Below are 14,639 nucleotides of genomic sequence, written 5' to 3' on the forward strand. Positions count from 1 at the left end.
AAAAGTAATTAATGCCCCTGTCTGTTCTTTAGAAAGAGTTGTAATTGCACTCACTAACTCATCCATTAATCTTTCTTTTTCATCATTACTGATTTCTTTTTTCATAGTCATTTTGGTTTGACCCATCTTTTCCAATAATGTTCTAATTTCTGGCTGAAAGATAATGATAATCGCTAGAACTCCCCAATTAATAATACTATCAACGAGGTATTGTAGAGTGGTTAAACCTAAAACAGTTGTCAAAAGCTTAACAATTAAAATAAATAAAACACCTTTAAAAAGCTGCATTGTCTTCATATTTGTCTTAAACATCGAAATAACATAATATAAAATAAACCATACAACAATTAAATCTATTGAAGACCTTAAAAAGTTAATAACAACACTCCAACTTAAATTCACTTTTTATCACCCACATTTCTTTTTCCATTATAACAGTTTTGTCATAAAAATAAAACGTTAGTCTTTTCAATTATTGAAAAAGTACAATACTATATATTTCAATCCTTTCTTTTGATAACTTTTTATCTCATTTATCTTTTCCATAATATAATGGGATGATAATAGTCAATTGATTTCTTATTATTCATAACAAGAAATCAATAATTATTTGTAAAAATAATGTAAATACCTTTGCAAATCTTTAAAAAAGTTGTAAGATATGTATGTTAATAGGAGGATATATATGGGAAAAACAATTTTAGTCGAAACTTCTGCAAGACATGTACACGTATCACAAGCAGACTTAGAAACATTATTTGGTGAAGGATATACATTAACAAATAAAAAAGATCTTTCTCAACCTGGGCAATTTGCCTGTGCAGAAAAAGTAACTGTCGTAGGACCAAAAGGTGAAACAAAGATGTCAATTTTAGGACCTACTCGTAGTGCAACACAAGTGGAAGTATCTTTAACAGATGCAAGATCTTTAGGAATAAAAGCATTAGTGAGAGAATCTGGCGATATTGAAGGAACTGAAGGATGTAAATTAGTGGGACCAGCTGGGGAAGTAGAATTATCTTGTGGTGTGATTGCTGCAAAACGTCATATTCATATGACACCTGCTGATGCCACTGAATTTGGTGTTCAAGATAAAGATGTTGTAAGTGTTGAAGTACATACAGATGGCCGTTCATTAACATTTGGTGATGTTGTATGTCGTGTAAGTGATAGTTATGCTCTAGCAATGCATATTGATACTGATGAATCAAATGCAGCTGGTGGACCTTGTGAAGGTACAATTATTAAATAAGTTATAAAAGCTTATAAGTCAAAACTTATAAGTTTTTTTATTTTTTGAAAGTTTTTTCTGCTATGTATCGTATTAATAGTGAAAAGGAGGAATATTATGAAGAAATTTAAATATCTTTTGATATGTTGTTTTGTTATAATGGGATTGTTGACAGGAGTTTATATTCAAAACGTTGATGCCTATCAGGTTTCTCCAAATCAAGAAGCCAAACAAGTTCAAGCAACAAATTTTATTTGTCAAACATCATCTACATGTTCAATGGGACACAAAGACTGTGATGAAACGCACACGCAAACTTGCTTATTAGGTCATGTCAATTGTCAGACAAACCACAATGCTCAAAATAATCAGAGTCATCATCAAAAACAATCCCAACATAACAACCATACACAACATCATCATTAACAATACCAATGAATCGAGGAGTTTATGCGTACAGAAGAAGAAATAGTCAAAGCTATTGACAAATATGCAGATATGATACAAAAAATATGCTTTATTCACATGAAACAGCAATGTGATGTGGATGATATTTTTCAGACTGTCTTCTTAAAATATGCAAAGGCTCCTCTTTTTGATACACCTGAACATGAAAAAGCATGGCTTATTCGTGTCACAATCAATGCATGTAAAGATATGCTTAAAAATTGGTTTCATCGATATGCTGATTTAAAAAATAACCTTGAAGATTTTACACACAATCAAGATCAGTCATATCTTCATTATAATCAAATATCCGATCTTATGCAGGCTATTTTAAAATTACCAGAACATTATCGAAATGTTATTTATTTGTATTACTATGAAGGTTATCAAGTCAATGAAATAGCAAATATTCTTCATAAAAATCAAAATACAATTTATACTTGGCTCAAACGTGCTAAGGAACAATTAAAAACGATTCTGGGAGGTGATTATCTTGAATAATCCATTACAAGAACTTAATAACATTCATGCATCACAAACAACGAAAGAAAAAACACTTCATTTTGTTTTAAAACATAAACATCATCATAAAAATTTATATCTTATTCCAGTGATTGCCTGTTTGCTGATTTTATTATTCATTCCTTTTCGTCCTAAACCCTCAGTTCCTGTCGCTTATGTTTCTTTAGATATCAACCCTAGTTTAGAACTTCGATTAGATCAAGATAATATTGTTTTAGAAGCAAAAGCTTATAACAAGGATGCTAAGAAAATACTCAAGACAATTCAATTACAAGGACAAAAACTTGAAACTGCTATTATTAATTTATTAAATGATAAGCAATATAAAAGTTATCTTCAAGATGGTTTATTAGAAATATCCGTATTTGCTGATAATCAGAATTTATCCACTAATATTGAAACAACATTAAATGATCTTTTAAAAAAGAACCTTGAAGATAATCAGTATCATTGTCGACAAGTGACTCAGGAAACGCATCATAATGCTTCCTCTCATCACATGACTGCAGGAAAATATCAAATTATTGAAACGATTATGTCTTATACTTCTCAGTATTCACTAAACGAATTAAAGGAAATGACAATTTTACAACTATACACTATTTTATATACATTTAATCAAGAAGATGTTCCTACTCATTGTCAACCAACCCATAATCAAGAAAATCACCATCAAAACCATCATTAACAAAAAATGAGACTGAAACAGTCTCATATCCTTATGTTAGATGTTTAATTTTTTGAGCAAAGATTTTGATTTCTTCATCATTGAAGTTTTCAAACAAATCTTTGTTTTTTTGTTTTCTTATGACAGGTGAACGCTTATTCATAACCTGTAAAATCATTTTTTCACTAATCGCTAAATCTGGATAATACAATGCTCCACCTAATCCCGCAATCACTTTTATATTTTTAAGAATCTGAAAATCAAATGCATTTGTAACATATGTCATAAATTCACTTTGAAGAATACCAACAACATATAAACAATAATGTCTAGCAATCAATAAATCTTGATTGTTTTGAATAAAAGAGATGATATCCTGATCTAATTTTCCATAGTAGACAGGTGTTCCTACAATAATAGATTCAGCTTTTTGTAAAGTTGGATAATCAATATCATTAATATTCATCAATAAACAATCATTAAGGTAATGACTTAAAATCTTTCCAACTTTCCTTGTTGCACCATGTTTTGTTTTATAAATAATGACTCTCACTCCAATCATCTCCTTACCTATAGTTTACATGAATTTTATATATTTATCACGTCATTTCATCTATTAAAAGAAAAAAAGTGCCTTTAAGGCACTATCAATCATTATTTTCCGTTTACTACATTCTTTAATGCTGAACTTGCTTTAAATGCTGGTGCTTTACTTGCTGCAATAGTCATAGTTTCACCAGTTCTTGGATTACGACCAGTTCTTGCATCTCTAGCACGTACTTCAAAAGTACCAAATCCTTTTAAAGTTATTTTGTCTCCAGCTTTTAATACATCAGTAACAGTTTCAACAAAAGCATTAACAGCAGCTTCAGCTTGAGTTTTAGTTAATCCAGCACTTGCTGCAACTTTTTCTACTAATTCAGTTTTGTTCATATGATAATCTCCATTTCTATGTAAATTTAGGGCTTACCCTATTGAGTATTATAATACAATTTATTCCTATTGTACAGTTAAAACCAAGAAATAATCAAAATGCAAAATTTATATTCTTTTGATGAATTCAGCAAATTTATTAGCTTCCTCTTCAGCTGTTGCCCACGATGTCACAATACGAATACGTGTATATCCTGAATCTAATGGTTTTATATGAGTAATCATATATTCTTGTTCTATTTTTTCAATAGCTTCATTAGGTAAGTCAACAAAAATCTGATTGGTATGTGATGGCAAGTCAATATGATATCCTTTTTCTTCCAAAGCTTCTCTAATAATATTTGCCATTTCATTCTCATGACGTCCTATATCTTCATATAAGGAATCTTTTAATAATGTATGAAACTGCACACCAAGTAATCTTCCTTTTGCTAGCATTGCTCCTTTGTTTTTTAAATGATAACGAAAATCTTTTTTTAAATCATCATGAATAATGACCAATGCTTCACCAAACATCGCTCCCATTTTTGTTCCACCAATATAAAAAGCATCAACATATTGTGCAATTTCTTGCAATTGGGGAGCATCATCAAGAACCAATGCACTTCCTAAACGTGCGCCATCCAAGAACAAATAAAGTCCATGTTCTCTTGTATATTGAGATAGTACCTTAAGTTCTTCTCTTGTATAATATGTTCCTAACTCTGTTGTCTGAGAAATATAAACCATTGCAGGCTGAACCATATGTTCATCCAAATGTGTTTCTATTATTTCACGAATAGCCTCCACTGTCAATTTTCCATCATGATGTGGTCGTGTTAAGACTTTATGCCCTGTTGCTTCCACAGCACCTGTTTCATGAACATGAATATGTCCTTCATCACAGGCAATGACTGCCTGATAATCTCTTAATACATAAGAAATAAAAGTTAAATTTGTTTGTGTTCCTCCAACGAGAAAATGAACATCAGCTAAAGGATTATGAATCCTATTTCTAATATCTTCCTGAGCTTTCTGACAATAAACATCATTCCCATATCCAACAGTCTGTTCACTATTTGTATGAATCAAAGCTTCTAACACCAAAGGATGTGCTCCTTCACTATAATCATTTAAAAAACTATACATATCTTTCCCTACTTTCTATATAATAATCCATATCTTACATAAATCAAATCTAATAAACTTAAAAAGTTTATTGTCCCTTGCATTGATGATTCACTGTAATGACTTTCTGTACCATCAATACAATAGATATAATCTACCTTATCATTCTGATATTCTTTATTCATTGTAATTAATAAGATTTGCGGATGATGTTCATAAATCTTTTCAATCAATGAATTCATCAGTTGCTGACGAGCACGTACAGTAATAATGATAACAAGGCTTTCATCATCTATCATATCTAATCGTTGAATTTCATCACCACGTTCCACAAAAGCATAAATAAATTTTCTCAGTTTTAACATTTTCATTTGAAAATCATTGGCAATAATTTTATTAAATTGATAACCTATCATATGGACTTTCTTAGCAGTATGAATCATATGACATATTTTATCTATTTCATGTATATTAATACTTTGGTGAACCATTTGTAATGATTCAATTGTTTCATTGTATATCTTATCTACAATATGCTGGGGATTTTTTAAAGTTTCACTTTCATCATAAGGATCCAAATGAATTTCATCTTTTGCAATTTCTAATGCAATAGCAATTTCATGTTTAAAATTCGCAAAACTTTTACAATTTAAATCTTTGCAAAAACGAGAAATAGTCGCTGGTGATGTATAACATAAATCAGCTAAATCATTAATACTAATATCTGGTATTTTTTCTAAATATGTTAATATTGTATGGGCTATCGCATAATACATATCCTGAGAAGATGATACATTCACATACGACATAAGTGTATATAAAATATCGACTTCGTTATAATTATGAATTGACATTGCTATGCTCCTTTAAATAATTTTCTCTTCCCATCTCATATAAATCATGGCCTTCACAATCAATCACAACAGTTAATGGAAATTCTTTAACTACTAATTGACGGATAGCTTCAGGTCCCAAATCTTCAAATGCAATGATTTCACATGCCTGAACACATTGCCCAATGTATGCTCCAGCACCACCAATTGCACCAAAATAAACACCAGTATGTAACTTCATAGCATCTTTAACAGCTTGATTTCTGTATCCTTTACCAATCATTCCACGTAATCCCAATGATAACATTTTTGGTGCATAGGCATCCATGCGTCCGGCTGTCGTAGGCCCACCACTGCCAAAGACAGTTCCTGGTTTTGACGGAGTAGGTCCAACATAGTAAATGACCTGATTCATCACATCAAAAGGTAATGGCTGGTTATGTTCGATAAGTTCAACCATTCGTTTATGAGCAGCATCACGTCCAGTATATAAAGTTCCTGATAGAAAAACCTGATCACCCGCTTTCAATTTCATAACATCTTCTTTAGTTAGAGGGGTTGTTAAATGGTAAATCATAGGATAACCTCCTTATGTCTTGCAACATGACAACAAATACTAACAGCGACTGGCATTCCTGCAATATGCGTAGGATATGTTTCAATATTTAATGATAAAGCCGTTGTCTTTCCACCATAACCAGCAGGACCAATACCCGTTTGATTAATCTTTGTTAAAAGTTCATCTTCCAAAGTATGATAACGAATGTCCTGATGATGACTTCCAATATCCCTTAGCATTGCTTTTTTAGCAAGATAAGTGACATGATCAAAGGACCCACCAATACCAACGCCTATCACCATAGGTGGACAAGCATTTGGTCCAGCGTCATTAACAACCTTCATAACAAAATCCTTGACTCCCTGAATCCCATCACTTGGTTTTAACATTTTCACCTGACTCATATTTTCACTACCAAATCCTTTTGGTGCAACAACAATCTTCAGATGATCTCCTGCTACAATATCATAATGAATAATGGCAGGTGTATTATCCTTTGTATTGACACGGTCAAACATTGGATCATCAACAACACTCTTACGCAAATAACCTTCAGCATATCCCTGTCTAACACCTTCATGAATAGCTTCAGCCAAAGATCCATTCACATGAACATCCTGTCCTATTTCTACAAACACACATACCATCCCTGTATCTTGACAAATTGGTGAAAATGTCTGCTTAGCCATCTTCGCATTTTCATTTAAAATAGATAATGTTTGTTGTGATAATTTTGAATCTTCATTTATATAAGCTTTCTGTAATGCCTGACTGACATCACAAGGTAAAATATAATTAGCTTCCATACATAGTCTCTTGACTTCCTGGATAATTGTTTCTCGACTTATTTCTCTCATTTTTATCCCCTTCTTTGTTAGGTCTATTATATATAATTTTATATCCAAGAACAAGAAAAAGAATTAAAGGATATGTCCCTTTAATTCTTGAATAGAAGGATAGTATAAACAATAGTAACGAAGTGACATCAGTTCAACTGCCGTTAACAAACTATGTTTTCCTGTTTTTCTATTTCTTGAGTTACCTAATAAAACCTTATGATCTACAGGTATTTTAATATCTAACTCTGGATTACAAGTCATTAAAACAACTTTACAGCCAGATTTTTTTATATACTGCAAAATTTTGAAACTGCTACCTGTAAAATAACCGTTCACTGTCATAATAATCGCTACACTATCACTTGTCAGTTCCTTAGCACAGTCCAATTGACGTGATGAATCCATATATGCCATTGTAAACTTTTCTAACATTAATAAATCTGTCTGAAAATGTAATGCTGCACTTTGTGAAAACTGTGTTCCAAAAAATGCGACTGAATCACAATCATGAATTAATCTTAAAGTTTCATCAATCTCCTTCCAATCAAGCATTTGTGGAAGATCAGAAATATAATGAATGACTTGTTCAACATATTCACGTGTTGCCCGTGATGGATCATTTTTCATTGTTTCTAATGGAATATTAATCAAATTATTAAACTTTTTATCATTTGAATGAAAGGTATAACATTCCTGTTTAAGATGTGCGAAATTTTCATAACCCAATGCTCTACAAAAACGTGAAATTGTTGCAGGTGAAACAAAGCATTCTGCTGCCAATTCACTAATGCGCATATTAGCTATTCTATAAAAATTATTAGCCATAAACCAAGCTATATTATAATTTGTATCATTTTCTTGAGCTGTATCTAAAAAAATAATTAATCGATAAAACAAACTTTTCATCCAATATCACCCTTTCATTCCTTTATATATTTTCCAGATAAATCTATACCTAAAGCATTTTGACCTTCAGATTCTTTAACAATAACAGAATCTTTCTTCAAAGTAAAAGAATAAGTATGTCCATCTTCATTTTCCTGTCCAATAGCCTTTTGATGTGTATTATCCTCAAAGCGAGCAAACTCACCCAACCCATACCCATTTATATCAAATTGAAACTCAAATCCCTCAGGAAAATCATCACTGTAAATTAAACTTAAAGTTATATCATCTTTGATATATATAACAGTTTGATTTTGGATAGGTTCCTCTTGAACGCTTGCTGGCTGATGGCGACGTCCACATCCACTTATCAATAAACACCATATTAAAATCACTAATAATTTTTTCATATTATCACCCTATTAATACTATAACGCATATACGTCAAGAAATCACATATTTTTTTACATTTCTTATGAATTTCTAACAAAGAATTGTTATATATTATAAGTGTAGTCAGAAATATTTGTTTTCCCTTCAAATAATGACTTCTTCATGATATCCTTTCCCAAACTGATATCAAATATAAAACAGATGAGAACTCCCAACTCATCTGTTTTCTTTTTTCTTTAAAACTTTTAATACAATCATTATTGATAAACTTGCTAGACATAATAAAATGAAAATTGTTATTGATGTTTCATCTGATGTTTTTACATGATTAGTTTTAGGTTTTTTTGTTATTGTCGTCTTTGAATGAAAATCATTTTTAACACTCTGTCCTGCCACTTTCTGCCAAATAGCATAAAGCGTAACATCATGTGCTGGCATCTTAAAAAGATCATTATCACGATAAGCTATACCAGTACCATCTTTTGCTTCATTCCATTCCACAAAATAATAGCCATCATATGATAAGTCATAATGTGATAAAAGAGTTATTGATGTTTCTGGTAAATATGATTTTTGTGGTAAAGAAGATTGCATATTGCCACCATTGAGATCATAATGAAGATAATATGTTAAAGGTGTAAAATGAAAATCATGGTACTGTGTTATATCATTGATTGATACGGAGTATGTTGATTGATATTGTGGGATCTTAATTTCATATTGAGAATAATCAGACCATTGAAACTGATAATAACCTTTTTCATCTGTATATGTTGTTTCAATTAATCCGTTTTGATTCCATAAATCAACTTTAATTTGTTTTTGCGCAATAGCTTGTTGAGCATTATCTTCATAAATATAACCATGAATAAGTACTGGAACCCATTCTATCATAAATGTTGTTTCTTGATCTGTTTGTATTTCTATTTCAAAACTTTGTTTCGATGGAAGGATTTGTGATAATAAAATATGAGATAACTGATCAAGTGAAAGGCATTGCTGATCAGGATAAGAGCATTGGATCTCTTGTGATGTAGCCAAATGGGTCATTTGAATATCATAAGGTGAATCATTATATAATTGAATAGTAGTGTGTGTTGCATCAATTTGAACCGTTGTTTGTAATTGTGTATTTAATTCAATAACCTGAATTTCATCAGCTAATACAGGTAATAGTTGAATACAAAGACAGCCTATTAAGATTAATAAGAAAACATATTTTTTCATCATGCATTCTCCTCTTTTATGCATATATGTTTTCCTTTTTTTTATAATTTATTCTATAAGAAAAGATTATCTTCAAAAATATGTCGATAATCTTTTCTTATTGTCTATCGTAATACTGTTTTATAAACTCTTAAAACATTTTTATAAAATATCTTTTCAATCTCTTCTTCACTAAAACCGCTGTTTTGTAGAGCATGATAGAGTTCAGGCATATAAGAAGCATTTTTTAATTCTAAATTTTGAGGTATACCATCAAAATCACTTCCTAATCCAATACAATCTACACCAGCTAAATTCTTAATATATGAAATATGTTTTACCATTGAAGAAATCTTTGATAATCCGTTTTCATGATGATTCTCATCTAAAAAATCAGCAGCAAAATTGATACCCATAACACCACCACGTTTTGCTAATGATAAAATCATATCATCATCCAAATTTCTAGCATGCGGACAAACTTGACGCGCATTAGAATGAGACGCAACAAAAGGCTGGGTTGTATACTTTAAAACATCATAAAATCCAGCATCTGAAAGATGTGAAACATCAATAATGATACCTAATCGTTCACATTCTTGAACATACTCAATACCAAATGGAGTCAATCCATGAACTGTATCACATGTATGATAACCATGATTTTCATCATCAAGAGGAAAATTAGGATATCCAATACCATTCACATAATTCCAATTTAATGTAATCATACGAACTCCTAAACGATAATAATTCCTTAAATAAGCTAAATTATTATTAACAACTGCTCCTTCTTCAAGGGTTAATAAAGCACTCATTTTCTTTTGTTGACAATTTTTCTCAATATCATGATAACTTTTAATAATCCCAATCATATCACTATTTTTATCTATTTCCTGATAAAATGTATCTATTAAATTTTGAACATGATCAATGGGATCAACTTTTTTTAATGGTGTAAACATAGCAAAATTCTGTAACAGATAATCTCCTTGTTTCATCTTTTCTAAACTTATATTAAGATGATTATCTCTTAATCCTATATTTTGTTCATCCTTTTGTAAACGATTAATTTCATAAATCGTATCACAATGCATATCTATAACTTTCATGTGTTATCTCCTCTTTAATATATACGCAATCAATAAGTCATATTGATATATCTCCTCTTGATTGTACATTCTAATTTTTAGATAATAGTTTTGTTTTGAATGAAGGTTTTATTTCTTCTCCTTGTGGCTACATTGTGTACATCCCCTTTATAAAGACTTAATCCTTTAGACTCGACGATCTTTATACCCGAATGAGTTTGATGCAGCAGTGTTTACATTTGTCTCCGTATTTGCGAGGTTGCGTTTGTCTTGATTTAGAGGTGCAATTCAAAGCCGATTACATTTTATAGAAAGAAGGTCATGTTTATGAACAATTCCTATCAACTTTATGTTGGCATTGATGGCTCTAAGGGTAAGGCTGATGCTGCAATTCTAATGGTTAATGATTCAAGATTAATTAAACCTAATTTCCTGCGAAAAAATTATTTTTTCAATTGGTGAAATCAGAAGTTTCTTCTTTTATCGATAAAGTGAGAAGTTACTCTGATAATAATTGTTCCAGTATAACTTTTGGTTTAGAAGTGACTGATATCTATTCTACTAATATCTATAACTATATTAAAACTCATCTTGATGATAATGAGTGTATTAAATTCATTAATACTGATTTTGTCAATCAATGGTGTGAAACACATAAGATTGCCAAATCAAATCTATTGGATGCTCAAACTATCTCTACTATCATCGGCACTGATTCTGATGTTTCATATGTTAATGATGATGTTTTTGAAACAAAAAATGAATATCAAGACTTGAAAGTTTGAGTACACAGACATTACCAGATCAAAAAAATTTATTCTCAAGATATTAATCGTCTCATTGCCCAATGTGATTGTTTGTTCCCTGAACTTCAATATGTTTTCGAACCTAAACCAACTGCTTTTTAACTATCTTATCTTCATATCTTACGACATAGGATATCATAAATGCTTCAAAATGAGAAGTATTTAGTGTCGCTTATGATGCAACTAAACATCGTATGACTATGGATAAAATAGATAAGCTTTTCGAACTTTGTCAGGATACTCTTTTAAAAATATATATCCTTATTCTGATAATTCTTTGTCAATGATTGTGTTTCTTTTAACCAATCCATTGCTTCATTCAATTCTTCTTCACTTAAATCATCAAGAATGCCATAAGTTGCTAACTGGCAAACATCATAAAGACTTTGCCATAAAGCATCAAAATCATGATTCTCCTGATCTGATTGCTCACTTATTTCATACACATACATCTGATGTGCTTTTAAAATTGCTTCTTCCTGTTTCATCTTTTCTTCTCCTTCAACTGATAAGTAACAATAATGTTGATATAACTATACATATTAAGCCAAGAATGGTTTTCATTGTCTGCTTTTCATGCAAAACCAAAGAGGCAAATAAAATGGAAATAACGATACTTAATTTATCAATAGGAACTACAATGCTAGCTGGTCCATCCTTTAATGCAGCAAAATAACATAACCATGATAATCCTGTTGCTAAAGCCGAAAAGAAAATTGCACTTGATTGTTTCTTATTGAGTAGAGATATGGGTGAATAACTCTTTGTTATAAAAACAACAACCCAAGCCATAACGGCTACGACAACTGTCCTTAATGCTGTAACAGTTTGACTGTCAACATTCTCTATACCAATCTTAGCAAGAATGGCTGTAAGAGAAGCAAAAACTGCTGATAAGAAAGCATAAATGATCCATCTTTTATTTTGATTCATTCCTTTTTGAGGACGTTTTTGCATAAAATATGTCCCTACAAACATAATTAAAATACAGCCTATTTTTAACCATGTGATCTGTTCATGAAAAATAATAAAAGCTAATATCATTGTTAAAAATGTACTCAATTTATCAATAGGAACAACTTGTGAAACATCGGCTAATGATAATGCACGATAATAACACAACCAACTTGCTCCTGTAGCAAAACCTGATAATACAATAAACATAAAATTATAACTATTCATTCCCTGCATTGAACTGCCTGTTACATAATACATCATCCAGGTAAAGACAAGAACAAGACTTGTTCTTAGGGCCGTCACATAATGCGAGGATATATCCTCCAATCCAATTTTAGATAATATTGCTGTCATCCCTGCAAAAAACGCTGATAAAAAAGCATTGATAATCCACATGATAAGTATCTCCTACTAGTCTAACAAATTCAAATATTGACAAGCATTCCAAATCCCATCTTCATCAATAGGTGTTGTCACATAATCTGCTATTTCCTTTAATTTTGGATTGCCCTGTCCCATTGCTACTGAAAATTTGGCATGCTTAAACATTTCTACATCATTTAATGAATCTCCAAATGCTATATAATCAGTTAAATGATGTAACTTTAATAAGTGCTGTATACCGGTTGCCTTACTCACTCCTTCAATTGTTAAATCAGCATATGTTGATTCTCCTGGTAAAACATTTAATCCTTCTATTTCAAAGAATGGTGCATAATCATAATCCTTTGGTCCATAGACTATCATTGCATCAACTGATTGACCATGATAATCTCCTCTTGGTGGAATAACATTGTGAAAGAATCTTTGTGACTCTAAAACATATTCATCCGGTTCCTTAGAAATGACTCTATCTATGGATTTTAAAACAACAGCATAATCTAATTTTTTAGCAATCTCTAATGTTTTAAAAACAGCTTCTTTTTTCATTGAAACATGAAAAAGTTCTTGGCCAAATTCATCTAATACAATTTGTCCATTGTTACAAACAAAACCATCCCATTGAAGTAATTCCATAAGTCCTGTTTGTCTCAATGAATCAACACCTCTCCCTGATGAAATGATCAATCTATATCCAGCCTTTTTTAAAGTAAAAAGAGTTTTTTGAGTAGACTCACTCACTTGATGATGAACATTATCTCGTAATGTACCATCAACATCAAAACAAAGCATTGGTTTCATTATTTCACATCCTTTTTTATATTGTACTAAAAATACAATGATTTTCCTATCTTTTTTCTGTATAATAATGGTGAGGCGAGGAAAATATGAAAGAACATTTAATAATAAAATCAGAATTTGATCAACTTCCACTTGATGTTATAGTTTTAAGACCTAGTCATCCTTGTGGAATTATGCAATTTTCACATGGCATGTGTGAACACAAAGAAAGATATTTAGATTTTATGAATTATCTTTATCAAAGAGGTTATGTATGTATTATTCATGATCATCGGGGACATGGAAAAAGTATAAGAGAAGAAATGGATTTAGGTTATTTTTATAAGGATGGATACATTGGTATTGTAGAAGATGTTCATCAGTTAACACTATGGATAAGAAAACAGTATCCACAATTACCATTGTTTTTATTTGGACATAGTATGGGTTCTCTTGTTGTTCGTTGTTATTGTCAAAAGTATGATCAAGATATTAATGGATTGTTTGTTTGTGGTAGTCCTAGTCAAAATCCAATGGCTGGATTGGGAATTAAATTAGCCCAATATTATACTAAAAAGAAAGGTGATCATTATAGACCTTTATTGATTCAAAAATTGGCATTTGATGCATTTAATAAAAAATTTGATAAAAATATTCCTAATAGTTGGATATGTAGTAACCAAGACGTTGTCTCATGGTACAATCAAAATCCATTATGTACTTTTACATTTACAAGTAATGGTTTTGAATCATTGTTTCAATTGGTGAAAATGACTTATTCAAATCATCACTGGCAAGTCAATCATCCTCAATTACCAATTCATTTTATTGCAGGTTATGATGATCCATGTATCCAAAATGAAAAGAAGTTTCAACAAGCTGTTAATCATATGCATCAACTTGGTTATCAGAATGTCACTTCACATTTATTTAAACATATGCGTCATGAAATCCTCAATGAAAAAGGGAAATTTCTTGTTTATGAACATATTTATGAAATAT

19 protein-coding genes and 1 pseudogene are annotated in these 14,639 nt (G+C 30.8%); 6 read left to right on the forward strand and 14 right to left on the reverse strand.

What is annotated here, in order from left to right:
* Positions 1-402: pseudogene (locus BN350_RS20935) on the reverse strand (diadenylate cyclase CdaA); the annotation flags it as partial.
* 283 nt (positions 403-685) lie between these two features.
* On the opposite strand from BN350_RS20935, the gene pduL reads away from it, so the two are divergent.
* The 4 genes from pduL (at position 686) to BN350_RS21305 (ending at position 2,888) form a co-directional block, all read left to right on the forward strand.
* On the forward strand, positions 686-1,252 hold the full coding sequence (gene pduL / locus BN350_RS08220; protein ID WP_028043170.1) for a phosphate propanoyltransferase: 567 nt from the start codon (positions 686-688) through the stop codon (positions 1,250-1,252).
* Positions 1,253-1,348: 96 nt separating this feature from the next.
* Positions 1,349-1,657 (forward strand): hypothetical protein, encoded by a 309-nt coding sequence (locus tag BN350_RS08225; protein ID WP_028043171.1) that lies wholly within the window; start codon positions 1,349-1,351, stop codon positions 1,655-1,657.
* A 24-nt stretch (positions 1,658-1,681) separates the two neighbouring features.
* Positions 1,682-2,179, forward strand: coding sequence for an RNA polymerase sigma factor (locus BN350_RS08230; protein WP_028043172.1), 498 nt, complete (start codon positions 1,682-1,684; stop codon positions 2,177-2,179).
* Complete coding sequence (locus BN350_RS21305) at positions 2,172-2,888, forward strand: anti-sigma-I factor RsgI family protein (RefSeq protein WP_231385251.1); 717 nt, start codon at positions 2,172-2,174, stop codon at positions 2,886-2,888. The genes BN350_RS08230 and BN350_RS21305 overlap by 8 nt, the downstream gene beginning before the upstream one ends.
* Before the next feature lie 31 nt (positions 2,889-2,919).
* Here BN350_RS21305 and BN350_RS08240 read toward each other — a convergent pair whose 3' ends face one another.
* From BN350_RS08240 to BN350_RS08285, 10 genes are all read right to left on the reverse strand, one after another.
* Positions 2,920-3,420, reverse strand: a complete 501-nt coding sequence (locus BN350_RS08240; protein WP_028043174.1) for a flavodoxin domain-containing protein — start codon at positions 3,418-3,420, stop codon at positions 2,920-2,922.
* A gap of 101 nt (positions 3,421-3,521) precedes the next feature.
* Positions 3,522-3,800 (reverse strand): HU family DNA-binding protein, encoded by a 279-nt coding sequence (locus tag BN350_RS08245; protein WP_028043175.1) that lies wholly within the window; start codon positions 3,798-3,800, stop codon positions 3,522-3,524.
* A 108-nt stretch (positions 3,801-3,908) separates the two neighbouring features.
* Complete coding sequence (locus BN350_RS08250; protein WP_028043176.1) at positions 3,909-4,928, reverse strand: threonine aldolase family protein; 1,020 nt, start codon at positions 4,926-4,928, stop codon at positions 3,909-3,911.
* Between the two features lie 8 nt (positions 4,929-4,936).
* Positions 4,937-5,761, reverse strand: coding sequence for a MurR/RpiR family transcriptional regulator (locus BN350_RS08255; protein ID WP_028043177.1), 825 nt, complete (start codon positions 5,759-5,761; stop codon positions 4,937-4,939).
* Positions 5,748-6,317 carry a Fe-S-containing hydro-lyase gene (locus BN350_RS08260; protein ID WP_028043178.1) on the reverse strand — a complete coding sequence of 190 codons (570 nt, stop codon included), beginning with the start codon at positions 6,315-6,317 and terminating at the stop codon, positions 5,748-5,750. Before BN350_RS08260 ends, BN350_RS08255 begins: the two co-directional genes overlap by 14 nt.
* Positions 6,314-7,156 carry a fumarate hydratase gene (locus tag BN350_RS08265; protein WP_028043179.1) on the reverse strand — a complete coding sequence of 281 codons (843 nt, stop codon included), beginning with the start codon at positions 7,154-7,156 and terminating at the stop codon, positions 6,314-6,316. The genes BN350_RS08260 and BN350_RS08265 overlap by 4 nt, the downstream gene beginning before the upstream one ends.
* Before the next feature lie 63 nt (positions 7,157-7,219).
* Entirely contained in the window at positions 7,220-8,044 is an 825-nt protein-coding gene (locus BN350_RS08270; RefSeq protein WP_028043180.1) for a MurR/RpiR family transcriptional regulator, read from the reverse strand.
* A 14-nt stretch (positions 8,045-8,058) separates the two neighbouring features.
* The gene (locus BN350_RS08275; RefSeq protein ID WP_028043181.1) at positions 8,059-8,433 is read right to left on the reverse strand and encodes a hypothetical protein; all 375 of its coding nucleotides are present in this window, start codon (positions 8,431-8,433) and stop codon (positions 8,059-8,061) included.
* 199 nt (positions 8,434-8,632) lie between these two features.
* On the reverse strand, positions 8,633-9,643 hold the full coding sequence (locus BN350_RS08280) for an InlB B-repeat-containing protein (RefSeq protein WP_028043182.1): 1,011 nt from the start codon (positions 9,641-9,643) through the stop codon (positions 8,633-8,635).
* A 104-nt stretch (positions 9,644-9,747) separates the two neighbouring features.
* Entirely contained in the window at positions 9,748-10,734 is a 987-nt protein-coding gene (locus BN350_RS08285; RefSeq protein ID WP_028043183.1) for a dipeptidase, read from the reverse strand.
* 521 nt (positions 10,735-11,255) lie between these two features.
* Here BN350_RS08285 and BN350_RS08295 point away from each other — a divergent pair.
* Positions 11,256-11,498 carry a hypothetical protein gene (locus tag BN350_RS08295; protein WP_187117121.1) on the forward strand — a complete coding sequence of 81 codons (243 nt, stop codon included), beginning with the start codon at positions 11,256-11,258 and terminating at the stop codon, positions 11,496-11,498.
* Between the two features lie 266 nt (positions 11,499-11,764).
* On the opposite strand, the gene BN350_RS08300 is transcribed toward BN350_RS08295, so the two are convergent.
* The 3 genes from BN350_RS08300 to BN350_RS08310 are packed head-to-tail and all read right to left on the reverse strand — an operon-like array spanning position 11,765 to position 13,658.
* Positions 11,765-12,007, reverse strand: a complete 243-nt coding sequence (locus BN350_RS08300) for a hypothetical protein (RefSeq protein WP_028043185.1) — start codon at positions 12,005-12,007, stop codon at positions 11,765-11,767.
* 13 nt (positions 12,008-12,020) lie between these two features.
* Positions 12,021-12,872: an EamA family transporter gene (locus tag BN350_RS08305; RefSeq protein ID WP_028043186.1), complete on the reverse strand. Its 852-nt coding sequence runs from the start codon at positions 12,870-12,872 to the stop codon at positions 12,021-12,023.
* 15 nt (positions 12,873-12,887) lie between these two features.
* A complete protein-coding gene (locus BN350_RS08310) occupies positions 12,888-13,658 on the reverse strand; it encodes an HAD family hydrolase (protein ID WP_044600212.1) in 771 nt (256 codons plus the stop codon).
* Positions 13,659-13,744: 86 nt separating this feature from the next.
* Between BN350_RS08310 and BN350_RS18785 the strand changes: the two genes are divergently transcribed.
* Positions 13,745-14,639: alpha/beta fold hydrolase (locus BN350_RS18785; RefSeq protein WP_044600213.1), on the forward strand; the 895-nt coding region annotated here is incomplete at its 3' end.

Origin of the sequence: Candidatus Stoquefichus massiliensis AP9, assembly GCF_000455285.1 — a bacterium.
GTDB classification, from domain to species: Bacteria; Bacillota_I; Bacilli_A; order Erysipelotrichales; family Coprobacillaceae; genus Stoquefichus; species Stoquefichus massiliensis.